This window comes from Roseburia sp. 1XD42-69 (assembly GCF_003612565.1).
Taxonomy (GTDB): Bacteria; Bacillota; Clostridia; order Lachnospirales; family Lachnospiraceae; genus Roseburia_B.
In genome coordinates, this window is record NZ_RAZG01000014.1 from 26579 (window position 1) to 51040 (window position 24462).

Annotated in this window: 31 protein-coding genes; 3 read left to right on the forward strand and 28 right to left on the reverse strand. The window is 44.6% G+C overall.

Going from position 1 to position 24462, the window contains the following annotated elements; translation table 11 throughout:
• Positions 1-3 precede the first annotated feature (3 nt).
• The 16 genes from argJ to D7Y06_RS09165 all read right to left on the reverse strand — a co-directional run bounded on the left by argJ (position 4) and on the right by D7Y06_RS09165 (position 9444).
• The gene (argJ, locus tag D7Y06_RS09095; RefSeq protein ID WP_120407496.1) at positions 4-1227 is read right to left on the reverse strand and encodes a bifunctional glutamate N-acetyltransferase/amino-acid acetyltransferase ArgJ; all 1224 of its coding nucleotides are present in this window, start codon (positions 1225-1227) and stop codon (positions 4-6) included.
• Between the two features lie 86 nt (positions 1228-1313).
• A complete protein-coding gene (locus D7Y06_RS25930; RefSeq protein WP_158591330.1) occupies positions 1314-1481 on the reverse strand; it encodes a hypothetical protein in 168 nt (55 codons plus the stop codon).
• A gap of 210 nt (positions 1482-1691) precedes the next feature.
• Positions 1692-1826, reverse strand: a complete 135-nt coding sequence (locus tag D7Y06_RS27635; RefSeq protein WP_256387217.1) for a hypothetical protein — start codon at positions 1824-1826, stop codon at positions 1692-1694.
• Positions 1813-2034: a hypothetical protein gene (locus tag D7Y06_RS09100; protein WP_120407497.1), complete on the reverse strand. Its 222-nt coding sequence runs from the start codon at positions 2032-2034 to the stop codon at positions 1813-1815. The genes D7Y06_RS27635 and D7Y06_RS09100 overlap by 14 nt, the downstream gene beginning before the upstream one ends.
• A 1-nt stretch (position 2035) precedes the next feature.
• The gene (locus D7Y06_RS09105; protein ID WP_330566418.1) at positions 2036-2554 is read right to left on the reverse strand and encodes a GNAT family protein; all 519 of its coding nucleotides are present in this window, start codon (positions 2552-2554) and stop codon (positions 2036-2038) included.
• Positions 2544-3479, reverse strand: coding sequence for an aminoglycoside 6-adenylyltransferase (locus D7Y06_RS09110; RefSeq protein WP_120407499.1), 936 nt, complete (start codon positions 3477-3479; stop codon positions 2544-2546). The genes D7Y06_RS09105 and D7Y06_RS09110 overlap by 11 nt, the downstream gene beginning before the upstream one ends.
• Positions 3480-3494: 15 nt before the next feature.
• Entirely contained in the window at positions 3495-4052 is a 558-nt protein-coding gene (locus D7Y06_RS09115) for an NUDIX hydrolase (protein WP_120407500.1), read from the reverse strand.
• A gap of 41 nt (positions 4053-4093) precedes the next feature.
• Positions 4094-4741, reverse strand: coding sequence for an RpiB/LacA/LacB family sugar-phosphate isomerase (locus D7Y06_RS09120; protein WP_120407501.1), 648 nt, complete (start codon positions 4739-4741; stop codon positions 4094-4096).
• 33 nt (positions 4742-4774) lie between these two features.
• Positions 4775-5536 (reverse strand): aminoglycoside adenylyltransferase domain-containing protein, encoded by a 762-nt coding sequence (locus D7Y06_RS09125; protein WP_120407502.1) that lies wholly within the window; start codon positions 5534-5536, stop codon positions 4775-4777.
• A gap of 17 nt (positions 5537-5553) precedes the next feature.
• Positions 5554-5682: an HAD hydrolase family protein gene (locus D7Y06_RS28220; protein ID WP_120407564.1), complete on the reverse strand. Its 129-nt coding sequence runs from the start codon at positions 5680-5682 to the stop codon at positions 5554-5556.
• A 1-nt stretch (position 5683) separates the two neighbouring features.
• Positions 5684-6274: a homocysteine S-methyltransferase family protein gene (locus D7Y06_RS09135; protein WP_120407503.1), complete on the reverse strand. Its 591-nt coding sequence runs from the start codon at positions 6272-6274 to the stop codon at positions 5684-5686.
• A 168-nt stretch (positions 6275-6442) separates the two neighbouring features.
• Positions 6443-7366, reverse strand: coding sequence for a DUF2935 domain-containing protein (locus D7Y06_RS09140; RefSeq protein WP_120407504.1), 924 nt, complete (start codon positions 7364-7366; stop codon positions 6443-6445).
• Positions 7367-7537: 171 nt separating this feature from the next.
• Positions 7538-7828, reverse strand: a complete 291-nt coding sequence (locus tag D7Y06_RS09150) for a helix-turn-helix transcriptional regulator (RefSeq protein ID WP_120407506.1) — start codon at positions 7826-7828, stop codon at positions 7538-7540.
• A gap of 31 nt (positions 7829-7859) precedes the next feature.
• Positions 7860-8303 carry an alpha/beta fold hydrolase gene (locus D7Y06_RS09155; protein WP_199714673.1) on the reverse strand — a complete coding sequence of 148 codons (444 nt, stop codon included), beginning with the start codon at positions 8301-8303 and terminating at the stop codon, positions 7860-7862.
• 58 nt (positions 8304-8361) lie between these two features.
• The gene (locus D7Y06_RS09160) at positions 8362-8652 is read right to left on the reverse strand and encodes an NUDIX domain-containing protein (protein ID WP_120407507.1); all 291 of its coding nucleotides are present in this window, start codon (positions 8650-8652) and stop codon (positions 8362-8364) included.
• A 24-nt stretch (positions 8653-8676) separates the two neighbouring features.
• Positions 8677-9444 carry an HAD family hydrolase gene (locus D7Y06_RS09165; RefSeq protein ID WP_120407508.1) on the reverse strand — a complete coding sequence of 256 codons (768 nt, stop codon included), beginning with the start codon at positions 9442-9444 and terminating at the stop codon, positions 8677-8679.
• Between the two features lie 248 nt (positions 9445-9692).
• Between D7Y06_RS09165 and D7Y06_RS09170 the strand changes: the two genes are divergently transcribed.
• A complete protein-coding gene (locus D7Y06_RS09170) occupies positions 9693-9950 on the forward strand; it encodes a CD3324 family protein (protein ID WP_120407509.1) in 258 nt (85 codons plus the stop codon).
• A 124-nt stretch (positions 9951-10074) separates the two neighbouring features.
• Complete coding sequence (locus tag D7Y06_RS09175; RefSeq protein WP_158591331.1) at positions 10075-10950, forward strand: GNAT family N-acetyltransferase; 876 nt, start codon at positions 10075-10077, stop codon at positions 10948-10950.
• An 84-nt stretch (positions 10951-11034) separates the two neighbouring features.
• On the opposite strand, the gene D7Y06_RS09180 is transcribed toward D7Y06_RS09175, so the two are convergent.
• From D7Y06_RS09180 to D7Y06_RS09195, 4 genes are all read right to left on the reverse strand, one after another.
• The gene (locus D7Y06_RS09180; RefSeq protein WP_120407565.1) at positions 11035-12324 is read right to left on the reverse strand and encodes an MFS transporter; all 1290 of its coding nucleotides are present in this window, start codon (positions 12322-12324) and stop codon (positions 11035-11037) included.
• 141 nt (positions 12325-12465) lie between these two features.
• On the reverse strand, positions 12466-12903 hold the full coding sequence (locus D7Y06_RS09185; RefSeq protein ID WP_330566419.1) for a GNAT family N-acetyltransferase: 438 nt from the start codon (positions 12901-12903) through the stop codon (positions 12466-12468).
• 35 nt (positions 12904-12938) lie between these two features.
• On the reverse strand, positions 12939-14006 hold the full coding sequence (gene argC / locus D7Y06_RS09190; RefSeq protein WP_120407512.1) for an N-acetyl-gamma-glutamyl-phosphate reductase: 1068 nt from the start codon (positions 14004-14006) through the stop codon (positions 12939-12941).
• Between the two features lie 117 nt (positions 14007-14123).
• A complete protein-coding gene (locus D7Y06_RS09195; RefSeq protein ID WP_120407513.1) occupies positions 14124-15269 on the reverse strand; it encodes an aldo/keto reductase in 1146 nt (381 codons plus the stop codon).
• Positions 15270-15503: 234 nt separating this feature from the next.
• Here D7Y06_RS09195 and D7Y06_RS09200 point away from each other — a divergent pair, with 234 nt between their 5' ends.
• The gene (locus D7Y06_RS09200) at positions 15504-16724 is read left to right on the forward strand and encodes an argininosuccinate synthase (protein ID WP_120407514.1); all 1221 of its coding nucleotides are present in this window, start codon (positions 15504-15506) and stop codon (positions 16722-16724) included.
• Between the two features lie 63 nt (positions 16725-16787).
• Here D7Y06_RS09200 and D7Y06_RS09205 read toward each other — a convergent pair whose 3' ends face one another.
• The 8 genes from D7Y06_RS09205 to D7Y06_RS09240 form a co-directional block, all read right to left on the reverse strand.
• A complete protein-coding gene (locus D7Y06_RS09205) occupies positions 16788-17321 on the reverse strand; it encodes a Uma2 family endonuclease (protein ID WP_120407515.1) in 534 nt (177 codons plus the stop codon).
• A 168-nt stretch (positions 17322-17489) separates the two neighbouring features.
• The gene (locus D7Y06_RS09210) at positions 17490-17978 is read right to left on the reverse strand and encodes a hypothetical protein (protein ID WP_120407566.1); all 489 of its coding nucleotides are present in this window, start codon (positions 17976-17978) and stop codon (positions 17490-17492) included.
• Between the two features lie 128 nt (positions 17979-18106).
• A complete protein-coding gene (locus tag D7Y06_RS09215; RefSeq protein WP_120407516.1) occupies positions 18107-19456 on the reverse strand; it encodes an ATP-binding protein in 1350 nt (449 codons plus the stop codon).
• On the reverse strand, positions 19453-20169 hold the full coding sequence (locus D7Y06_RS09220; RefSeq protein ID WP_120407517.1) for a LytR/AlgR family response regulator transcription factor: 717 nt from the start codon (positions 20167-20169) through the stop codon (positions 19453-19455). The genes D7Y06_RS09215 and D7Y06_RS09220 overlap by 4 nt, the downstream gene beginning before the upstream one ends.
• Before the next feature lie 12 nt (positions 20170-20181).
• The gene (locus tag D7Y06_RS09225) at positions 20182-20409 is read right to left on the reverse strand and encodes an aspartate dehydrogenase (protein ID WP_120407518.1); all 228 of its coding nucleotides are present in this window, start codon (positions 20407-20409) and stop codon (positions 20182-20184) included.
• 4 nt (positions 20410-20413) lie between these two features.
• A complete protein-coding gene (gene pdxR / locus D7Y06_RS09230) occupies positions 20414-21826 on the reverse strand; it encodes a MocR-like pyridoxine biosynthesis transcription factor PdxR (RefSeq protein WP_120407519.1) in 1413 nt (470 codons plus the stop codon).
• Positions 21827-21834: 8 nt separating this feature from the next.
• A complete protein-coding gene (locus D7Y06_RS09235; protein ID WP_120407520.1) occupies positions 21835-22698 on the reverse strand; it encodes a DUF2225 domain-containing protein in 864 nt (287 codons plus the stop codon).
• Positions 22699-22713: 15 nt separating this feature from the next.
• Positions 22714-24384 carry a glutamine--tRNA ligase/YqeY domain fusion protein gene (locus D7Y06_RS09240; RefSeq protein ID WP_120407521.1) on the reverse strand — a complete coding sequence of 557 codons (1671 nt, stop codon included), beginning with the start codon at positions 24382-24384 and terminating at the stop codon, positions 22714-22716.
• Positions 24385-24462: the final 78 nt, after the last annotated feature.

A 24462-nucleotide genomic window follows, 5' to 3' on the forward strand; every position in this document is an offset into this window, starting at 1 on the left:
AAACTAAGAACGGTAGTCCGCATTGATTTTGATATAATCATATGTCAAATCGCAGCCCCAGGCCGTTGCGTCAAATTCCCCTGATTTAAAATCTGCAATGGCGCTTACCACCGGCTCTGATAAAATCCGTTCCGCCAGCTCCTCGTCAAATTTTAAAGCGGCCCCGTCTTTTACCACCTGGATTTTCCCCGCTGCGCTCTCATAGAATAAATCTATTTTTTCCGGATCAAATTCCGCCCCGGAGTACCCGAAGGCGCAGAGGATTCTGCCGCAGTTGGCGTCGTGGCCGTAAACCGCCGCTTTTACCAGGTTGGAGGATACCGCCGAACGGCTTAAAACCCTGGCCTGCTCTTTGCTTTCTGCCCCCATGACTTTTACCTCAAAAAGGGCTGTGGCCCCTTCCCCGTCCCCTGCCATCTCTTTTGCCAGGGTGGTATTGATATAGTTAAGAGCTTCCTTAAAAGCGGCATACCCTTTATCTTTCTTTGTAATTTCTGTATTCCCCGCCATTCCGTTTGCCAAAAGTAAAACCGTGTCATTTGTGGAGGTATCCCCGTCCACGGAAACCATATTGTAGGTGTCCACAATATCTTCTTTTAATGCCTCCAAAAGCAGTTCTTTGGAGATTGCGGCATCTGTGGCGAGGAAACTGAGCATGGTGCACATATCCGGGTGTATCATGCCGGAACCCTTGCACATACCCCCTATGGTACAGGTAACCCCATCCACTTCAAACTCTGCGGCCACTTCTTTTTCGTGGGTGTCTGTAGTCATAATTGCAAGGCTTGCAGTGTGGGCAGCGTCTCTGGTATGGGAGAGCTTTGGAACCATATCTTCTATTCCCTTAGAGATTTTGTCCATGGGAAGCTGCATCCCGATGACCCCGGTGGAGGCCACCAACACAGCATCCTCCGGTATATTTAATAATTCCCCTGCTTTTTCCGCCGTCTCTTTGCAGTAGGACATGCCCTCCTCCCCGGTACAGGCATTGGCAATTCCCGCATTGACCACAACGGCCTGGACAAAGGGGCCGTTCTCTACGATTTCCCTGTCCCACTTTACCGGAGCCGCTTTTACCACATTTTTCGTAAAGGTGCCTGCGGCCCGGCAGGGCTTCTCACTGAAAATCATGGCCATGTCACGGCGGTCTTTGTATTTAATTCCCGCCGCCGTATCTGCTGCCAGAAAACCTTTTGGGGCGGTAATGCCCCCGTCTATTTTTTTCATAGGATTCTCCTCTCTATCGGATAATTGCAAATTCATTTTCGTATCAAATTTTAACAGTTGAAAGGAGATTAGTCAATGATAATCCGCTATTCCTGCTCCCGAACCCACTGTACCCAGTCTGCATAATGCCTTCCCAGCACATGGGATCCGTCTGTTGAATATTCCGCCGCCAGATTCCCCTGCATAGTATGAAAAACCGCTGGGTTGGCCAAAAAATGGGAACAGATGCTGCAGATACACCCATATCTGCCCAATTTCCTCTATGCCATAGTCCTGTCAAAAGCCATACTGCCAGAAGATTACGCACTGTTTTCAAAAAACCTTCCCGGTTTATCCAGTAACGTTTTGTAGAAGACTTTTTAATCATATTCACAGAAAATTTACATTTCAGGGTAAAACTAGAGCCAGGAACCTGTTTTTTAGATTCCTGGCCTACAGTTCTATTTACACTGTTCTTTCAGCTTTCAGCAGGCACATTCTAAAACGGTATCATCCTGTCCGATTTCTTCTGCCACCCTCTCCCCAAGCCCCCGGTAAACTCTGCCGTTATAAATTATTTCAAAAATGTCATATAAACCGGATATTTTATCCCAAAACATAATTTTCCTCCATTATTTGCTCTTCTGACAGGGGATTTGTCTGGTTTTCTCCTGTGGAAGCCTGTTCGTTGTAAGCTTTGACGCAAGGTTTGACGGTCTCTGTGACGAGTTCTCGGAGGGTTTGGGAAACGGGAGTGTAGTCAAATTCTACTGGGGCGATTTTCTGTTTTCGCTGACCTATCTGTTTCAGGTTGATTGTTAGAATCATTTTAATCTTCCTCTTTCAATATCGCATACATTTTCATATCAAGGACTTTCCCATTTTTCACCGCATTATTCCTCAATGTGCCTTCGTACTGAAATCCTGCTTTTTCAAGCACCCTGAGGGATGCCGTATTATAAGCAAAAGGTTCTCCATAAATACGGATAATATCGCTTTTTTGAAAAACATAATCACATACCTGCTTTACGGCTTCCGTCATAATTCCTTTGCCCCAGTATTTCTCAGCGATATAGTATCCCAGTTCGGCAGTCTGCCTGTGAATATTTCCCTGACGAAACACGCCAATACTGCCAACCGCCACATCATCTACCGTAATAGCAAAAGCAAATGTTTCATTTTCATCTGCGGAAAGCATTTCGGAAATAAAATCCCCCCCGTCCTTTTCTGTGTAAGGGTAAGGCAGTCCATCCCGAAGATTATCCTGTACTTTTTTGTTTGAAAGGGCAGCTGCCAAACTTCCGGCATCTTTTAACTGCCACTTTCTGATTCTGCATTTATTTTTCATAATCATATTCCCTCTTCCGCCGGATATCATCGTGTCCCTGGCATCCTATCATCTCCATATTCCCCAAACCGTCCTTCGGCAATTTCCACACATATTCTAGAAATCCCCTGGCAGCTTTCCCTTCCGCTGCATTATATGTATATCCCAGCCTGCTCCCCACATGCTCTGCCGTCCGCTCAAACAAACTGCACATATGAAAAACAGCCCTCCAGGCTTCCCCAATATTTCCGCCAAAATAGGTATCCAGATATCCCTGATACTCTTCCGGTTCCAGCCACCTGTATAAGTACTTTGCAGACTTTCCCACACTGACCTGAAAATCCGTCTCAATGCCGACCTTCCAGGAAAGCATCTTTTCCAACTGCTTGCGGACCACAAAATTGGCCATATCCTGCACATAGGGCATCTCCTCCCGCCAAAGCCCTTTTGCGATATTATTGCTGCACCACCAGAATTCATTGGCACATGCCTGAAACTGCGGTTTCGTAGGCTTTTTTACATAGTAATCCTCATCTGTGGATTCTGGCACTGATGGAAGGATATTTTCCTTGTCCAGTAAAATCCGGCAAAGCCTGTCCTCATGAATATGCTCTCTGGCAAATCGGATTGTCTGTACGGTAAGGTCGATTCGGACGCCGTCTTCAAACTGCATCAGCCAGCCATAATGATTTTCCTTATCGCTTTCATAATCCGGATGTTCATCGGGATACTGCATATACAGGATTTTGCCAAACCTGTGAATCCAATCCCTGTCCTGGATAAATGTCTTTGTCTCCCCCACCACATACACAATGTCATAGTCCTGGAAAATATCTTTGGAAACCTTGGGATTTGTCCGGGAACCATTCATATATACCGCCAAAATCCTGTCGTCTGCCTTGGCAGTCTCCAAAAGCAGACGATACATTTCTTCCTCACTGCGCATAAAAACCTCCTTCTGTTACAATCTACTCCGCTCCACCAGCTTTTTATATACCCACTCCACCATCCAGGGCTCCGTTGACACTTTCAGGGCATCCTCCAAAGGCCACCATTTTACCCCCTGATTTTCTGCCGAATTTACAATCAGTTCCTGGTTTTCCTCCGCCTGGGCAAAATAGGTAACATTCATGTGCAAATGGCTGGGCACATAAATGCCTTTCCTTACATGCCCGTCCACCGTTAAAATTTCCAGGCTGAAAATTTCCGGGCTAAGCAGCACGGCATTTTTGACCCCGGTCTCCTCCTTAAGTTCACCCATTGCAACGGAACGCAAATCTTCCTCTCCGTCCGCATGGCCGCCAATCCAGGACCATGAGTTATAGATATTGTGATATACCATCAGTGTCTTGGTGCGTTCCCTGTTTACCGTCCACATGGAAGCTGTAAAATGGGCCGTGTCATTCTCACGGCTCAGACAATTTTCGTTCTTTGCCATATAGGCAATCATCCGCTCTTTGTCGCAGGCTTCCTGCTGATTTAGAGGTTTGAACTTTTTTATGCTCTCAAGTAAACTCATGCTTTTTACACCTCTTTATTATCTTCTCTTCCAGCCATCTTTTAGCATCTCTCCATTTCAAAAAAACGCAACTCTTCCCTGATTCTGTCAATCCCATGCTCCATCACATACCCATACACAGGAGGGTAGAAAATTGCATCATCTGCCAGCTTTTCCTCCCGCCGCCTTAAATTTTTCATAAAATCCGAAAAACTCACTTTTCCGAAATTGTTCATCTCCTTTAGCAGTGCGGTGTCCCTTAGTTTCCGCCCCGCCTCCTCTTTGGGATATCCCATGCCCATGGGGGCAGAAAACAACGCTTTTAATGTTTCCGTGAGATTAATCTCCGCACCCCAACCCCAGTTTAACCCCAATGGATAGGAAAGGGCATTCCCATTGTTTATCCTGCCGAAAAGGTAAGCGTCTGAGACATTCGCCGCATACCCGCAGAGAACCCCCGGCAATGTGTTGCAGGCCAGCATCATGCCCTGGCCGGAGGAGCAGCCTGTCACCACAAAATCTACCGATTTGCTGGCTAGAAGCAGGCCGACGCAAACCGCTGCCTGTATGTAGGAAAACTCCCTCTTGTCATCCTCATATATGCCAAAATTAATGACTTCATGTTCCGCTCCCACCGCTTCTCTTACGCATCTTTCTAAAATTTTGTTTTTGCTTTTCTGAGAACTTGCCTGGATAATGCCTATCTTCATTATGCTGTCCTCTCCTGATTCCGTACAATATTTTCACGTGCCATTCTTTATCTGTTCTATCATATATGCAGCATATTCCTGCACGCAATTCTCCTCCCACTTCCCTTTTCTGTCCCACACATATTCCTCCAGCGCCTGCAAAATCAAACTGCGGTACTTCCCAGGGATATTTTCTATCCCCCAGTTTCCCCCTTCCCGTTTTGACAGAATCAATCCCTCTTTTTTATATGCCAGCACTCTGCACAAATTCAGAATAATATACGTGGGATTTGCAGTAATTTCTTCCTCCGCATTTTTAATATCATTCCAGATACTGTCAAAATAACATTCCCTGCTGACCTCCCCAAAAACCTCCTTGATCCCCTTTCCCCAAAGGCATTTCCCTCTGTGGCGGATCATGGTTACATGGGCTGCCAAATCTTTGTCTGTGCCTTTCATTTTCTCAACATAGTCGTAAGGGTTTGCCTGATACCATGGTAAATGCGCAACTGAAAAATGCAGCTCAAAGGGGGTAGGATAGACAAAAGGCCTGCATACATCCCTTTTCACAATGCTGAACTCTATTCCTTTTTCCGGCGCATCTGCATTTAATGCTGCTGCCATATCCATATATTTGCGTTTTTCTTCATCGGAAATTGGCCTGTCCACTACAGTCAACAAATCAATATCACTCTTTTTTTCATTGAAGCAATCCATTGCGGCAGATCCATGAAGATATATCCCCACCAGATTATCCCCTAAAATTTCCCGGCTCCGCCTGGTAAAATTTTCTGTCACTTTCTCTAAAACACCCATATCCTCTATCCCAAAATCTATTTATAATAGTTTTCTTTCAGCCACCTGACCACCCCGTCTTCATCGTTGGATAAAATAATTGCCGAAGCATATTTTTCTAAATCCTCGTGGGCATTGGAGACGGCATATCCTCCCTGATTAAGAATCTTACAAAATTAATTTTGCAATTTCTGTCATATGCCTGCCATCTGTTCCGCAGCAGCCTCCGAATATTTTAAGCGGGACAATCTCCCGAAGTTTTAACATCGACTCTGCCAGTTCTTTTGGATCAGAGGTTTTCAGTTCTTTCGACCCATCCAATTCCTCAAAAGATAAGGCCGTCGTATCTATGTATTTTATCGCTTCCGAAACAGGTGTTCCCTCTGCAAGACAACCATCTTTTTTTATCGTGAAGCTGATGATGTAAGGAATCTTTTCATCCTGTATTGCCAAAGCGATACCTGCCGCCTCATCAAGACAAGGTATCAGGGCTGCATATAAAAAATCAATTTCCGCCCGTTTAAAAAAGGAAATCTCCCATTTGTGAAAGTCACAGGCGTCTTGCAGGGAAAGACATCCTGCTCCTGTATAAGCATCTCCCCTGCACCCAATCAGACCTCCCACATACATTTCCAGGTCATTTACCTTCTGCACCCTGCGCAAAAACGCCACATTGTCTTTATAACAGATGCATGAAAACAGGAGGACTTTACCCTGTCCTGGTTTGCCCGTCTTGTGGGACTTGTTACATTTTACCATACTTTCTGATTTTCCTCCACAAAAACCGCAAAAAAACGCCGCCTGTCATATCGCAGCCCGAAACAGAACAGAGCCGCCGCAGAATACGGCAGCCCTATGCGTTACCTCAAATTTAATTTCCAATCCTAACTTCTCCATGCCGTAATAGGATCTCAAATCCTTAGATACTTACACCATTCCATATTTATCACTGCCCTTTTCTGCCTGCTCTAAAATGCGCAGATAATGATTTGCCTCCCGGAGCACATGATCTGCCAGAAGGGGAAGGATAATGGAGCGAATCTCACAGCATGTAATTCCTTTTGTGCCCGCTGTCTTAAACTGCTGATACTGCTTTGTAAGCTGCAATGTCCCTGGCGTTAAAGTGTTTACCTTCCCCTCCTGCTCCCTTGCCTCTTCCAAAAGGCAGCAGTAATCTTTGGCAAACCCCTGGGCCTTTTCCATCAGTTCGCACTCTGTCGGATCCAAAAGCCCCCGGATAAACTGGGCGTGCTCCATCATTATCTGATTCCAGAATAGTTCCGGATGATTGACATCAGGTATTGAAACTCTGCCTCTCCGCTCAAGCTCTATCACAATCTGACGGTACAATTTTGCTTCCCGCAGAATATGCTCGACCAACAGCGGGTAATTTGCAGTATAAAGTCTGCACCCTGTCATTTTCCTTAAGACCTCTTCCTTAAAGGAAATCAACCCGTGCAGACATTTTAGCATGTGCCGGTTCAGCATTCTCACCTGGCGCACCATCCCCCGGTTTACCCGTACAATATTTCCGGCGCAAAGCCGTTCCTCTGCCTCAGTAATCTTCTCGTCAATGGGAATCCCTGTCAGATCCGCCGTCTGGCATTCTGCTTTTTTTGTAAACTCCGTTACGATTTCCCCGGAATTTAATACCGGCTCTCTGACAACGCCATCCGCAAGGATGACGGTTTTTCTAAGTCCGTCTTCAAATGCTTCCCGGAACCAGTCTGCACGTTTTATATACTCCGTTTCCTTCCCGGGAAAGCCGGCCATCAAAAACAGGGAATGCTCCTTCATAATCCTTCCGAAAAAAAGATGTGTTTCCAACGATAATGTTACATATTCTTTCATGTCCTCGCATACCTTTATAATTTAGATTTCTTTATACTATATGCATAAGACACAAAAATAGATAGTGTTATCATATGATGCTTGATTTATATATTTCGTCCCTGATATTGTATCGTTACAACATATACTGTTTTATCTGCTTCATTAATACGAAAAATAACAATATAATTATCAATCAACAACTGACGATAACCTTTCCCTGCATACCTGCCCTCTCTCATTTATCGTTACCGAACCCCATATATTTTTTCCCACAGGCGCCGGAGGGATATTGCCCACCCCTTCTAAGTTTTCTGTTTTCACAAGGCTATCCAGGCTGACCACGTAAATTTCTGCTATCCGCATACATTTCTCAATATCCGGACGTGTTGCGCCGCTTTCCCATTTTGCATATGCCTGACGGGAGATATTTATTTTTTCGGCAATTTCTTCCTGGGAATAGCCGTTCATATTGCGAAGCATAAATGGCCGGAAACAACCGTTGGCCCGCCAATTATATGATCGATAAACCAGATAAGGTCGTTGCCGTTTGTATCCATATCGTACAGGCTCTCCTCATGGGAAGATTCCCGTGGCCATATACATCTATGGCATAAATATGCCAGTCTTTGCTTAACTGAGGCATGACAAGGGCGTAATCCTCCCACATGCTCATCTGCCCGTGGATAAGGAGTAGAGCCGGCTTATCATTTTCTACCTCGCCGTAGTTAATCACATGCCCGGAGGGAAGGGTGACTTGCTTTTCTTTTGCATCTGCTTCCTTTAATGCCTTTTCATATTTATCATACCAGTGGATATTTCTGTGCCAAAAATGCCTGCAAAAATCACGGCCAAGGCGATGATTGCCAAAAGGATAATCCCAATCACTTTTATTACTTTTATCATAGAAATCTTCCTTTCCTTTTATTTCTATGAATATTGTAAGAAATGATTGCAAAAGGCACAAGCAATCAAAGATATCAAAAAAGCATAAAATTGTTACATTTTTGCCATTTTCACAGATATCCCCTTTTTCCCGCTTCCCTCATTAATTCCGGCTGAATATGGGGATAGGTCCACCGCTCCGGCAAATTAGACGTTATTACAATTTCCTCAATCTCGCTGTGCAGCTCCCTTTTTGCTGTTTCCAGAATGGTTTCCCCGGCTTCCCGGTGCCCTCCGGGCACTTCCCAGGTATCCCTTTCCCTGTGCCTGCAGAAAACGTACTTGTCCTGGGTTTTCGATAGTATCACTGCAAATTTAAGCTGTTCCTCTTCTATATCTTCATAGAACTTAACCTCTGTCATAATCCCCTCCCATTTTTATCATCCTTACAAATCCAAAACAGAAAAAATGCCGCTTAAAGATTCCAATGTATCATCCTGTCCAAAGTCCTTTTTTTCTTTACTTCTGTTAATAAGGACAGAAACAATTCCAGCCTTCTTTGCCCCGATAATATCCTTTTCCTCATCTCCCACAAATATCATTTCATCCGAATAAACTCCCAGAGAATCCAGCAGTTTCAAATATCCTGCGGAGTTTGGTTTTCGATAGCCAACATCCACAGAAGTAATTGCGATATCAATGAAATCGGAAAGTACAGCGATATCCTCTAAAGAAAATGCATTATCCATTCCATAGGCCACATCCGTTAAATTTCCTGTTTTTATCCCATACTGTTTTAATTTTTCCAATGTGGCAGTTGTTTCCGGATAGGGCTGGGCATCCGCCCGAAAAAAAGAAAAAAATCCGGATTTAAAAGGGTATACATCTGTCTTTTGTCCCCATTTTTCTATTATTTCATTAAAAATGCAGTCGGAAGTTGTCTCCCATTCCCGGGGGTTCACTCTGGTGTTATACTTCAAAAGAACATCTATTGCCGCCAAAATCATGTCCTCTGACAAAGTAATACCGGCTGCAGCGGCAGCGTGCTTAAGCCCTGGCCGATAAAGCCCCTGCCAGTTTAATGGATTATTATATTGAATCAGCGTATGACCCACATCAAAACCAACTGCCTTTATTTTTCCCACGTTTTTAAATCCCATATAAAATTTCACCTCTGTTTTCATATATCGGATGGAAGCTCTTTTTTTATCCATCCACCCAATACCATTACAAAACTTACAATAACAGCATAATTTTTATACACATAAATGAGTTGTTAAAAAAAATTGAAAGGAGCAATGTTCTATGAAAGTAAAAATTCGGGCATTATATCAAAATGGTCTCAAGAACACCTTTGCCCATGCAGAATAGCAGACATATAGCAATCTGTATGGGCGAATCACACTATATGTTCTGCTGTATCTGCACTTTATTTATAAAAAATAAATAAGGAGCGGCAGGAATGAAATATGTAAATGCAGCAGAAATACTTCCGGAGAAATTATTAAAAGAGATTCAGACGTACATGGATGGAGGTGTGTTATATATTCCCAAAACATCCGCTAAAAAGGGATGGGGTTCCGTCAGTGGTTCACGCAAATTCTATCAAAAGAGAAATAAAGAAATACAGTTTCTTTTTAAAAATGGATATTCCATAGAAACACTGTCAAAGCAATACGGACTGGCACACAGCACACTAAAAAAAATAATATACAGCTAATCAAAGGACGCTTGCGCAGGCAGGCGTCTTTTTGCGGCAATATTGATTATAAATGTTCTTGCTATTTACCTGCACAAAGTATTTTCTTATAATGAGGTATATTATATATGAGGAGGATGTATGTATGGCTAAAATAATTTCAAGAAACTTTAGGGTTTTATGTGACTTTATGGATGTATATCAATTTATGATTGATATATATGAAAAAGATTGGAGAAATGGTGTTCCCGCTCCATTTTTGGAGTATGCGCTTTCTAGTGATTGGATGGATAAATCCTTAGTGCACCGCTGGAAACTTTGGGAGGATGATGGATGTATAGCAGGACTTGTTTTTTACGAAAATCCTGTAAATGATGTGTATTTTAGTCTGCGTCCGGGCTATGAGAAGCTGGCGGATGAGATGGTTTCCTATGCAGTTTCGTCAATGCCCCGTGTGGATGGCAATCTCAGATTTGTGATTTTTGATGGGCAAAATGCGGTGAAAGAAGCAATAACAAAAGCAGGTTTTCGACAATCTTCAGGCTTTACAGAGAACGTCTTTGATTTTGAACAATCACTTAATTATCCCTTGCCGGATGGCTTTCATTTCGTGGATTCTAAAAAATTTTCAGTAGAAAAAATAGCGGAATGCTGTTGGAAAGGTTTTGACCACGAAAAAGAGGAAGGTCCTTGGAATGGAGATGCTGAGTATGGATACTATGAGTTAATGGCGCCGCACATGCATCCGGAAGATTCCGTTATCATTGAAAATGACCAGGGGGAGTATGTCTGTTATGCAGGTATGTGGTGGACTCCGGAAAATCACCTTGCTTATATGGAACCACTATGTACGATTCCAAAATATCGAAAAAAAGGCTTGGCAACAGCGGCACTTTCAGAACATTACCGCCGGCTGAAACCTTTAGGCGCAACACATATGACTGGCGGCGGCAATGCATTTTATGAAAAAATAGGTTTTAAGCCTATGGTTCATTGGACTTTTTGGGAGAAAAATAGCTGAAATGCTTATCCCTTAATTGCGGAAAGAAAACGGCTGGCAAAAACCGCCAGCCGAAGAATTGGCCGCCTCAAATCTGTGTGCCAATTACGTGATATACTGATACTTCTTTAATTTCCTTCCTGTGACAATGCAAATCACACATCCGGCTGCGCCAAGCACAAACATCATAAGGGCTGCACCGGAGCCCTTGCCGGAGCCAAAGAGTGTTTTTAGAATGGATATTCCCCCATATTTTCCCATAAAGGGTTCGCATATATTGTCTACCATAAAACCGCCCAAAAACAACCCGATGGGAATGGTAAAAAATTGAAGGGTGTTGCGGCATGCATACACACGCCCCTGCAGCTCTACGGGAATCGAAGTCCTTAAAATCACATCCAGATTTGCACTCATGACAGGTACAAGAATCCATCCAATCACCTGGCCAATACACCATAATACAGGCTCCCTGGAAAAGGCCAGCAAAAAATTCTCCGTGCCCAGGGAAAACAGCATAGTAAGATAAATCACCCTTACCCGGTCCTTGGGTTTTGGCAAAACCAAAACAATCAGGCTGCCAAGCATCATGGCAAAACCGGCGCAGGACGTAACAATCCCCAGGACAGAGGAGCCGCCTTTGGGATTGGGAAGCACATAGCCGGGCAGTGTGGCATCAAAGGCAGAAGCCACCAGATTTACCCCTGACATAAATAGGATCAATGTCAAAATCATGGGATTTCTTTTTAAAAACACAAGCCCTTCTTTTGCAAGATGAAGTACACTTTCTCCCTTATCACTCTTATTTTCCGGTATTCGGATAAAAAACAAGAGTGCCAAAAATGCAACCCCAAAACTTCCCAGGTCAACTGCGATCACTCCGTTTAGCCCTGCCAATGCGTACAAAGCCGTGGCAATCAAAGGATTTAAGATGGATATCAGCGCCCTTGACCCGGAGCAAAGCCCGCTTGTCTTCTGGTAATACTCATCCGGAATAATAAGGGTCATGGCAACTTCAGAAGCAGGCTGCTGCAGGGTATTCATAAATCCTGAAATCACATTTAAAACGTATAAATGCCACACCATTAAACGATTTGTACGGAATAAAACAAGCACAGTCACGGTGCACATTGCTGCAAACATATCACAGCCAAGCATTGTCTTCCTCTTATCCAATCGGTCTGTCAATGCCCCGGCAAATATGCTCATTAATACATATGGCGCATAAGAGCATATGGTAAGGGCTGCTGTGCTTAGAGAAGAACCGGTCTTTTCGTACAGCCATAAAGCCAATGCAAAGGTTGTAATGCTGCTGCCAAGCTGGGATATGCTCTGGGTACTCCAGAGTATAAAAAAATTTTTTAGCTCCAATAATTCATTTTTCTTTAATTTTATCATTTCGTTGCTCCTTTTTTGCGTATTATTCAAAACAGAAGCAAAGCCTGAGGATAAAGCATCATGCCATTCCTCCATGCAGTCTCCTCAGACTCTGCATGGAGCTTTAGCAATACAAAGTATCATTTTATCTCCTTTCCCAAATCAATTTAAGTGGTTAAATTTTGTGATATTCCCCTCATTTAACGAAAAGTCATAATAATTCAAATCTTCCCGGAAGGTAAACCCGGCACTCCTCCAGAACCTGTTTCCCACCTCATTGCTGGTAAAGGCAATCAGGCTTACTTTATTAATTTCCTCTTCCTTAAGGGCTCTCATGGCAAATACCGCCATGGCCTTTCCGATGCCCTGTTTCCTGTAATCTTTGTGGACGCACACGTGATAAAAGCAGCCCCGCCTGCCGTCGTGGCCGCAGAGGATGGCGCCCACTACCCTGCCCTGATCCTCCGCCACCACGCTGGTGGAAGGATTCCGCTTTAAAAAACGCTCCACCCCCTCCCTGGAATCGTCGATGCTTCGGATGCCAAAGCCGTCGATGCTCATCCACAGTTTATACACCAGATCATAATCTTCTATTGTCATTTTCCGAATCTTATAATTTATCTTATCCATATGTTTTACGGGAACATGGGGACTAATTCCAACCCTTCCGATTCCTTCTGGCCAAAGAGCAGGTTCATATTTTGCACCGCCTGTCCGGCCGCCCCTTTCACTAAATTATCCAATGCGCCCATCATAATAATTCTGCCGCACCGTTGGTCTATTTTAAAATTCACGTCCACATAGTTGCTGCCTTCCACCCATTTTGTCTCCGGGCACACATCTTTTTCAAGTACACGGACAAATTTCTCACCGGCATAATATTTGTCATAGGCAGCTTTAATTTCTTCATAGGAGGGATAAGTCTCGCTGCCGTCAGCTCTCTTTATCTTCTTTAAATTCGCATACTCTGTGGCTAAAATCCCCCGGTTCATGGGGACAAGATGGGGGGTAAAGCTCACTTTGATTTCTCTGCCCGCCCCGTAGCCAAGCTGCTCTTCAATTTCCGGGGTATGTCTGTGGCTTGCCACTGCGTAGGCTTTCATATTTTCGTTTACCTCACAGAACAGGTTTTGCACCTTTGCCCCCCGGCCTGCCCCGGAAGTTCCCGATTTTGCGTCAATAATAATGGAATCTGCATCAATTAACCCCTCTTTCACCAGAGGGTATGCCGTTAAAATAGAGCATGTAGTGTAACACCCCGGATTGGCCACAAGCCTTGCCTCTTTTAACTTTTCCCGGTTAATTTCACACAGGCCGTACACCGCCTCCCCGATAAACTGGGGGGATTTGTGCTCCATCTTATACCACTCTTCGTATACTTTCACATCTTTGATGCGGTAATCTGCACTTAAATCCACCACCTTTGCCTGGCTTAAAATTTCCTCTGTCAATATAGACGCCAGATAACCCTGGGGTGTGGCGGTGAAAATCACATCCACCTGACGGGCCAGCTCACGGATATTGTCATCCAGGCAGGTATCCTCCACAATCTGAAACATGTTCTGGTATACATCCGCATATTTTTTGTCTATGTAGCTTTTGGAGCCGTACCATTTAATCTCCACATTTTTATGTCCCAGAAGAAGACGCACCAGCTCTCCCCCTGCATATCCCGTAGCCCCGATAATTCCCGCTTTAATCATTCTATCTTCACTCCTCTTTCTACTCTATCTTCCTGTACGTAAAGAAATTATCCCTTACTCTCCCTGGTCGATTGCATAATTATACACCCCCATTACATATTATGCAATATCTTTTTTTTATGAGAACAGCTCTTTTGTTTTCCGCATCCGCTCCGCAATGGAAACCTGGAAAGGACACCTGCTCTCACAGCTTTTACACTGGATACAGTCTGACGCATTTGCAGTAAGCTGCCCGTAATGCGCCTTAACCGTTCCCGGGATTTCACTCTGCATAACCGCCAGATCGTAGAGTTTGTTTACCATTGCAATATCAATTTTTTCCGGACAGGGGGCGCAATGTCCGCAGTAGGTGCACTGTCCCATGGAATATGCGTGTTTCGGGGCTGAGGCCAAAACGCTGGCATAATCCTTTTCCTCCTCCGTGGCAGTCTCATAGGCCACCGCCTCATACACATGCTTTGGATTGTCAAACCCTGCCATAATGGCGGCCACTGCCGGGCGGGTTAAGGCGTAATGGATACACTGTACGGGAGTTAAGGCTGCCTGGAAAGGAGAAGTCTTTTCATCAAACAACCTTCCCCCTGCATATCCTTTCATCACAGTGATTCCCACACCGTTTTTCTCACAGATTTTATATAATTCTTCCCTCTCCGGGGCAATCCCCCCTAAGCCTTCCTTATATTCCTCCGCAAAATACTCATCTAAATCCGTCACAGGGGGCAGCATATCAAAGGCCGGGTTAATGCTAAAGAGTATCATTTCAATTTCCCCCTGGCAGGCCGCCAGTTTTGCAATGGCAGGATTGTGGGAACTAAGGCCGATGTGCCGGATTTTCCCCTGTTTCTTCAGGCTGCGTACATACTCCATAAACTCCCCTTCCACAGCTTTTTTATATTCTTCCTCCGTGTCCACAAAATGAATCATACCCAAATCTATGTAATCCGTCTGCATCCGCGCAAGCAGATCTTCAAAAGCAGGCTTTACCTTTGCAAGCTCCCTGGTCCTCACATACTGTCCGTCTTCCCATATGGAGCCGATATGACCCTGGATAATCCACTTTTCACGTTTTCCCTTTAGTGCCAGGCCGATATTGGACCGCACGTTGGGCTCCGACATCCAGCAGTCCAAAATGTTAATCCCCTGTTTTTCGCACACCTCAATCACTTCTTTTACTTCCTCTGTATTGTGACGTTCCAGCCACTCTCCCCCCAAACCGATTTCACTGACCCTTAACCCCGTTTTTCCAAGCTCTCTGTATCTCATACCATATCCTCCGTTTCCCGAGCCGGCGCATGAGATTTAATGCACCGGCTAATATTCTGTTCTTTTGATTGTACCACATAGCAAACATACATTCCACAAATATTGCATGATTTTGCTTTTTATATAGTTGTGTTTTTACCACAGTTGTTGTATATTATGTTTGAGTGAATTTTTATACGAAATGTTCTTATCATGGAACATTACATAATAAAGAAAAGAAAGGAAGCATTTACTATGAAAGAAAAAGTTGTATTAGCTTACTCCGGCGGACTTGACACTACTGCCATTATCCCCTGGTTAAAAGAAAACTACGATTATGACGTTGTCTGCTGCTGTATCGACTGCGGCCAGGGTGAGGAATTGGACGGCCTTGAGGAGAGGGCCAAACTCTCCGGCGCCAGCAAATTATATATCGAGGATATCACAGACGAATTCTGCGACGAATATATTGTTCCCTGCGTGCAGGCCGGAGCCGTATATGAAAACAAATATCTTCTGGGAACTTCCATGGCACGTCCCGGCATTGCCAAGAGACTGGTGGAAGTGGCCAGAAAAGAAGGGGCTACCGCTATCTGCCACGGGGCTACCGGAAAGGGCAATGACCAGATCCGCTTTGAGCTTGGCATAAAAGCACTGGCTCCCGATTTAAAGATTATCGCTGCATGGCGTGACGACAAATGGACCATGGATTCCAGGGAATCGGAAATTGAATACTGTAAGGCCCACGGCATCCACCTGCCCTTCTCCGCAGACAACAGCTACAGCCGTGACCGGAACTTATGGCATATCAGCCACGAGGGCTTAGAGCTTGAGGACCCGGCATGTGAGCCAAATTATGACCACCTGTTAGTCCTTGGGGTTTCCCCGGAAAAGGCCCCAGATGAGGGAGAATATGTCACCATGACCTTCGAAAAAGGCGTTCCCACATCCGTAAACGGCAAAAAGATGAAAGTCTCCGATATTATCCGGGAATTAAATGCCCTTGGGGGCAAACACGGCATCGGTATCGTGGATATTGTGGAAAACCGTGTGGTTGGAATGAAATCCCGGGGTGTTTATGAAACTCCCGGAGGAACCATTCTCATGGAGGCCCATGACCAGTTGGAAGAGCTGGTGTTAGACCGGGCAACAATGGAAGTGAAAAAGGATATGGGAAATAAAATGGCCCAAATTGTCTACGAAGGAAAATGGTTTACACCTCTCCGGGAAGCTGTCCAGGCATTTGTGGAATCCACCCAGCAGTATGTAACCGGAGAAGTAAAATTCAAGCTTTACAAGGGCAATATTATAAAAGCCGGAACCACTTCCCCCTACTCCCTCTACAGCGAATCTCTGGCAAGCTTTACCACAGGGGATTTATATGACCATCACGATGCGGAAGGATTTATCACCCTCTTTGGACTGCCCTTAAAAGTTCGGGCTATGAAGATGGCTGAACTTCAGAAAAATAAATAGGAAATTTATCAGCATTTATGAAACCGCCCCGAAGCAAATGCTTTTGGGGCGGTTTCTGATATTCTATTCTACTTTTATGGAAAAACCCTCATATATCCCAGCCGGGACTTCTTCGCCAAAATCGTACTGCTCCACTGAATCTTTTTCAAATGCATATACCGTTACCATCTCTTTCATAGGATCAACAATCCAGTACTCTCTCACGCCGGCGGTACGGTACTTGAATAACTTTGCCATATAATCCCTTGCTTTACTGTTATGCGATACAATCTCAATAATCCAGTCAGGGGCACCGTGACAGCCCTTCTCATCCAGTTTGGATAAATCACAAATAACAGAAATATCCGGTTCCAGATAGTTTATATCATCTTCATTCAAAAATACGGCAAATGGAGCCGCTAAGGCTTCACATTCCCCTTTTTTTTCATCAATATAATTTGCGATTGCCTGATGCAGCTTTCGGCTTATTTTCTGGTGGCTAAAGCTTGGCGGCGCCATATAATAAATTTTTCCGTCAATCAGTTCCGCCCTCTGTCCGTCAGGCAGCCCGTATATATCTTCAAGGGTATATATTACTTCTGATTTTAATGCTTCCATACTGCCCCTCCTTCCAAACAATTATTTCATCGTATTTTTATTATATCATTTTTCCATGGGAAAAGTCACCAGATTCTTTTTCATTCTGCAGCAAGGAATAATCACGAATCAAACAGGGCTGCCCACAAAAAAAACCATCCAGCCCAAAACTGAATGGTTTTTTCTATCCTATTCCGACACCACAACATCGATAGTTTCCCCGGTGAATACGCCGGTGCTTACCGTTCCGTCTTTTGTGTAAATAACAGGTTCCCCTTTGCTTTCCAGGTTCCCTTCCCCGGAGGCCGTGCCCTCCATTTCCGAATTTTGCTTTAAGAGTATTTTTCCCTCTTCGCTGACTTCCACAGTATCCGCTTCCTTTGATTTCTCCAGCTTCTCTTCCAGCTTTGCCTGTTCTTCTTTCCGTTTTTGGATGGCCTTCTCCTGCAATTCCCGTGCTTTTTCCCTTGCCTCCTTTGCATCCTCCTCCATTCCTTTTTCCGCCTTGTCATAATAATCGTAGGCTTCTTCGGCATAATCCGCCGCATAACCCATAGCCCGCTTCATAACAGAAATATCCCCTCTTCGCCTGGCATCTTTAAACACCCGCATTGGGGTATCCATATTTTTAATATTTGTACTTGCCCCAACCAGACCTTCCATGGTTTTCGTATTCATAATATACCTCCTTGTAAAATTTTTCCTGCCACACTCCAGGGCCGGCTTATCTGCCCTGCAGGTATATTTCTTATTTCGGCAACATGAAATTTTACATAACATTTCTGTTACAAAGGGTCTGTTCCATGTCATGTCCGGCAAAAAGGCAGCAGGACGGAGATGGAAAACACCCCGTTCTCCACTTCCGTCTGCACCGTCCCGTCATACTTTTCCGCTGTATCCTTTATGTTCAAAAGCCCGATGCCATGGCCTTTGGGGTTTTCTTTCCCTGTAAATCCCCTCTCTGGTATCTCTTTTAAATCCGCAGTATTTTTCACTTCAAAAAGCAGACACTTTTTCACCGTTTTTACCTGTACATCAATAAAAGCATCCCTTCCCGGCAAAGCTTTGCACCCCTCTATGGCATTATCCAGCATGTTCCCTAAAATCACGCAGAGGTCAAATTCATCTATGCCTGTTTCCCTTGGTATATTCACCTCACAGCGCCATGGGATGTCCTTCTCCTCTGCAAGCTTTTTCTTCCGGTAAAGCAGGGCATCTATTACCCGGTTTCCCGTAACCGCCCCGGCCCTTACTCCCCCCTGTTCCTCCATAGCAGAGAGATATTGCTCCATCTTTTCCCAATCTCTTTTTTCCAAAAGATTTTTTAAGGCAATGACATGGTTTTTCATATCATGCCGCAGGCGCTCCCCTTTTCTGTCCTCTTCTTCCAGCATTTTATAAGAGGCAATCTGGGCCAGGTACTTTGCGCTTTTCTGCTGCTGCACATACAGTTCATCCATTCCGAAAATAAAAACTCCTGCGGCAAAGGCGCACAGCAGGGTAAGGATGCAGATTTCCCCATAGGCAGAAAGCTGGCTGTAATATAGGTTCCCGCCGTTGGGCTTTACCGAAACCCCTCTGCTGGCTCCCCATTCCGCAATATCCACCACAAAAATCAGCAGAAAAACAGGAATGGACTGCAAAAAATACCACCTCTTTGTCTTGCCGCAAAATACAGACTCCATGGGGCGGGATAAAAGGAAAATCCCCCCTGTGCATATGAGGGTTTCCATGCATTGAATAACAAGTATCTCCCCCTCTTCTAAAAAAGGCTCCGGTATCCCCCGAAATGTGTGAAGGAAAATTAACGTCCCCCCGCTGAAAAGGGATTCCAAGAATTCTTTGCACAAACCCATGGCAAGAATCAAAAAAGCACCTGCCAGAATTTTTACCTCCCTGCCTCCCTGAAAGAAAAGCACAACCAGGACAATAAAAAACAAATGCTGCAAAACCGCCGCCATGAGATAGGGCATCCCCCATACCACGAAAAAAACATACCAGGCCATCTTAAAAATCGTCAGCAAAAGGATACATGCAATTTTTTTTTGCCGGGAACTTTGAAAAAATTTCTTTAAAAACACTACGGCGGCAAAACTTTCTCCCACATAGCAAAATAGTGACACCGCCATATCCCACAGGGAAAAAAACGGGCTCATAAAATCCCTCCGTTTTTTCTCATAAATCTCAGATATTCCTGACAGAAAAGTTCATATCTCCTCTTTGCAATTCCAATTTTCTCCCCGGTATCCAGAAAAATTTCCTGTCTGTTATATCCGTCCACATATTTCAGATTCACAAGATAGCTCTTATGACACCGGAAAAAACCTTTTTCCAAAAGGCTCTCCTCCAAAACACCCATGCGCCCGTAGTAGGTAAAATTCCCTTCTGGACCGTGAACCACAATCATCCTCCCCATAATCTCAAAATAACTGATGTCATCTAAAAACAGTTTGATCTTCTGCCTCTCCTTACTCACCATAATAAAATCCCCGGAAGTTTTCTTTGTCTTTTCCACAGCCCTTATGAGAACGGTTTTCAATTTCCCCATGTCCAAAGGCTTTAGGAGATACCAAAAAGCCTCCACATCATAGGCGTCAAATACATATTTCCTGCTGGCGGAGAGAAATACCAGCATATTTTCACAAGACTTCTCTCGAAAAAGCCTTGCCGTCTCCATGCCGTCCAAATCCGGCATCAGGATATCAAGAAACACCAAATCAAAGCTTTCTGCAGCCTTAAGGAGTTTTGTGCCGCTGGTAAACTGGCGGATTACATGGGGTATGTTCAGTTCTTTTAAGACTTTTCCAATTTTTTCCGTGATGGTGAGACATTCTAATATTTCATCATCGCAAACTGCTATGGACATCATCGTACCATCTCCTTAATACTCCTTCGTAATCTTCTCAATCCCGTATATTTCCATAAATTCTTTCAGTTCCTTCTCATTTCGTATAAAAGCCGCCTCATGGAATTTCCCGGTCTCCCTATCCTTAAAACCTGCCACCTGCTCCCCGTTGCAGATACTGCACCTTAACACAGGTATCTGTTTCTCCCGGTCAAAGGATTTCTCTTCCAACCCCTCTGCCTTTTTCTCTCTCTTAAAAAACATAGCTTCACCTCACAATCTCCCCCAATACTTCCACACCATACTGCATCTCTTTCTCAGTCAATGCCCCATAACCCAAAAGCAGGGTGGGATATTCCTTTTCCTTTAAAACGCTTCCCGGTATCTGGTACTCCTCTAAAGTATACACAACAACCCCGTTTTCTTTGGCCCGGTTTACAATGTCCTCCTGGGACAAAAGCGAATCCACCTCCACTAAGAGATGCATTCCCGCATTGTCCCCGTAAATCTTATGCACCCAGGGCTCTTTCCGCAAAAGCCCTAAGAGATAGTCATGTTTGCCTTTGTAAACTCCCCGCATACGGTTTAAGTACCGCTCAAAATGCCCCTGGTTAAAAAATGCGGTAAGCTTTAACTGCTGCTCCTTTGGCACGGTGGAGGCATAAAAGCCACAATTTTTGCGGTATCTCTCCAAAAGCCCCTCCGGCAGCACCATATAGCTGACACGGAGGGATGGGCTGATGCTTTTAGAAAATGTCCCCATATAAATCACGCTTCCCTTTCTGTCGATTCCCTGCAGGGAGGGAATCGGCTTCCCGCGATAGCGAAACTCACTGTCATGGTCGTCCTCAATAATATAACGCTCCCCTCCTAAGGCCCAGTGCAAAAGCTCCAGCCTGCGCTTCATGGGCATAACCGCTCCCATGGGGAACTGGTGGGAGGGCATCGTGTATACAATATCAGGTTTTTCTCTTTCTACCTCTTCTAAGAGTATCCCTCCGCCGTCCATCTCTATGGCGCAAATATCATAGTGCATATGGGAAAAAGTATAATACGCCTTAAGATATGTAGGATTTTCCATTGCAACCCTCTTTTTTTCTCCCAAAATCTGCGCCAGGAGAATTAAGAGATACTCATTCCCTGCCCCCACCACAATCTGCTCTGGAGAGGCGTTTACCCCTCTGGCATGGTAGAGATAACGGCAGACTGCTTCCCGGAGTTTACGTTCTCCCGCAGGTTCCCCGGATAGGAAAAGTTCCGGGTCATCCCCTGACAAAAGCTCTTTGGAAATTTTTCTCCAGACGCCGTAAGGGAAACATCCCATTTCACTTCCCTCTGGGGAAAAAACAACTTTATAATTCTCCTTTTCTTCTGTCCTAACAGGAATCCTGCTTTTTCTCTCCTTCTGCCCTGCCCCCTCCAGATATAGTTTCGATATATCACTGGCATAATATCCCCGCCTGTCCCTGGCCTCAATGTACCCTTCTGCAAAAAGCTGCTCATAGGCGGTTTCCACCGTACTCCGGGACAAAAGAAGGTGCTTTGCCAATAAACGAGTAGACGGTAATTTTTCCCCACAGGAAATCTTACCGTCTGCTATCTCTTTTCTGATATATTCATAAATCTGCTGATACAGCGGCCTGGCAGAATCATTGTCCAAAGGAATCATTAATTCTGTCATAGTTTCTCCTATTTACCCGCTGCCTCTTGCTTAATGGCATTTACAATATCCGTCTTTAAATCTAAGGCTTTATCCTTAATCCTCCTCTGGGCCGTCTGGGAAGAGAGAATATTGCTGATGGACTTTGATGCGTAGGAATACTGTTTAAAATGGAATGCAAGACATGCCATAAGGTAATCCATGGTGTAGCTGTCCATACCGCAAATAGGAAAATCCTCAGAAGAAATTGCCTTTTGGAATCCCTCAAATGCCTCCTTATAAAACTCTGCCTGCAGGTCCGCCGCCTCTTTTTTTGCAGCAATTTCCTCTGCATTTGTCTCTGGCATCTCCTTGAGTAAATCCCGGTACAGCCAGGCAATTTTTAAACAGGTGTAAGCAATCTCACTATCCCTGGCATGTTTGGTAATGGAAGTAAACATAGCCAGTTTATAGCGGGTGATGGCAGTCTCCAAATCGTAAGTCTCCGGCTCATCCTCAGTGGGAAATACAAAGTTCTCACAGATTTCTTCTTTAATCAGCTCAATCTGCCCTTTGGTGAGGTGCTCAAAATAGCGGGGCATAGCCGTATAACCGCAGTGGGGACAGGAATACACATCATACTTTACCGGGTCAATGTCATGGTATCTGGGCCGAAGGTCAAAGTCCGGCTCCATGCGCCTAAGCCTGGCACTCTTCACAATTTTCACATCAAAGGGATCCCGGCATACAGTACAGTTTATTTTCTTGTTGTAGAGAAAATCTTTTTCAGACTGGGAGGGCTGTATTTTGGACTTTGGCCTGCTGTTCTGCTTTTCAAACTCCTTCTTAAACAAGTCCTTGTCTATTTTCTCCACGTTTAAGCCAAATTTCTCTAATCCTGATAGCAAATTCATATTTTTTCCTCCATGTTATTTTGTATCCGGCAATTTATAGGAACTCTTTAAGGATACGATACGGTTAAATACCGGGTTCTCTGGGGTACTGTCTTTTGCATCCACACAGAAATATCCCTGTCTTACAAACTGAAAACTGTCATAGGGCTTTGCATCTGCCCCAAATGGTTCCACAAAGCAATTTTTTAACACTGTGAGGGAATTTGGGTTTAAATTTAAACTGCCGTCCTCATTGTACACCCCAAGCTCCTCGTCCACAATATTTTCATAAAGACGGACTTCCACTTTTTTTGCGGTGGAGGCAGGCACCCAGTGAATCGTTCCCTTCACTTTTCTTCCGTCTGGACTGTTCCCCCCTTTGCTGGCGGGGTCGTAGGTACAGTGAATCTCGGTGACTTTTCCGTTTTCGTCTTTTATAAAACTGTTGCAGGTGACAAAATATGCCTGCATCAGGCGGACTTCATTTCCCGGGAACATCCGGAAATATTTTTTCGGAGGCACTTCCATAAAGTCCTCCCTGTCAATATAAATCTCCCGCTCAAAAGTCACGGTATGGCTTCCCAGAGCTTCGTTTTCCATATTGTTTACAATGGTAAGCTCCTCTGTCTGCCCTTCCGGATAATTGTCAATCACCACCTTAATGGGATCAAGCACCGCCATCACCCTGGCCCTCTTTAACTTTAAATCCTCGCGGATGCAGTACTCTAACATGGCGTAGTCCACGGAACTGTTGCTCTTTGAAATCCCGCAGAGTTCCACAAAACGCTGAATGGATTCCGGGGTAAATCCCCTTCTCCGCAGGGCTGCAATGGACACAAGCCTGGGATCGTCCCAGCCGTCCACAATACCCTCCTCCACCAGACGCTTGATATAACGCTTTCCAGTCACCACATTTGTGAGATACAATTTGGCAAATTCTATCTGCTTTGGAGGATACTCGTATGCAAGTTCCCGCACCACCCAGTCGTAAAGAGGCCTGTGATCCTCAAACTCCAGGGTACAGATGGAGTGGGTAATCCCCTCAATGGCATCCTCAATGGGATGGGCAAAATCATACATGGGATAAATACACCATTTGTCCTTGGTATTGTGGTGTTCCATATGTGCCACCCGGTAAATCACCGGGTCACGCATGTTAATATTGGGGGAGGACATATCGATTCTGGCCCTAAGCACTTTCTCCCCGTCCTGATATCTTCCCTCTTTCATCTCTTCAAACAGCCGCAGATTTTCTTCCGCGCTCCTGCCTGCACTTGGATCGTCTTTTCCGGCTTCCGTCAAAGTTCCCCGGTACTTACGGATTTCCTCTGCACTTAAATCAGATACATAGGCTTTTCCTTTTTTAATCAGCTTTACCGCAGCCTCATACATCTGGTCAAAATAATCGGAGGCAAAAAACAAACGCTCTTCCCAGTCCGCCCCCAGCCACTTCACATCTTCTTTTATGGATTCCACAAATTCCACTTTTTCCTTGGTGGGATTTGTATCATCAAAACGGAGATGAAACTTCCCCCCGTATTCCTTTGCCAAACCATAATTTAACAAAATAGATTTGGCATGTCCGATATGAAGATAACCGTTTGGTTCCGGAGGAAATCTTGTATGTACCTCCCTGCAGTGCCCTTCCGATATATCCATATCTATAATCTGCTCAATAAAGTTTCGGGATTCTGTTTCGTGTTCCATAATTCTTTCAATCTTTCCTTCCTGATTTTTGTGTCGCTATTGACATTATTATACATAGTAATCTGTAGAAAAATCAAG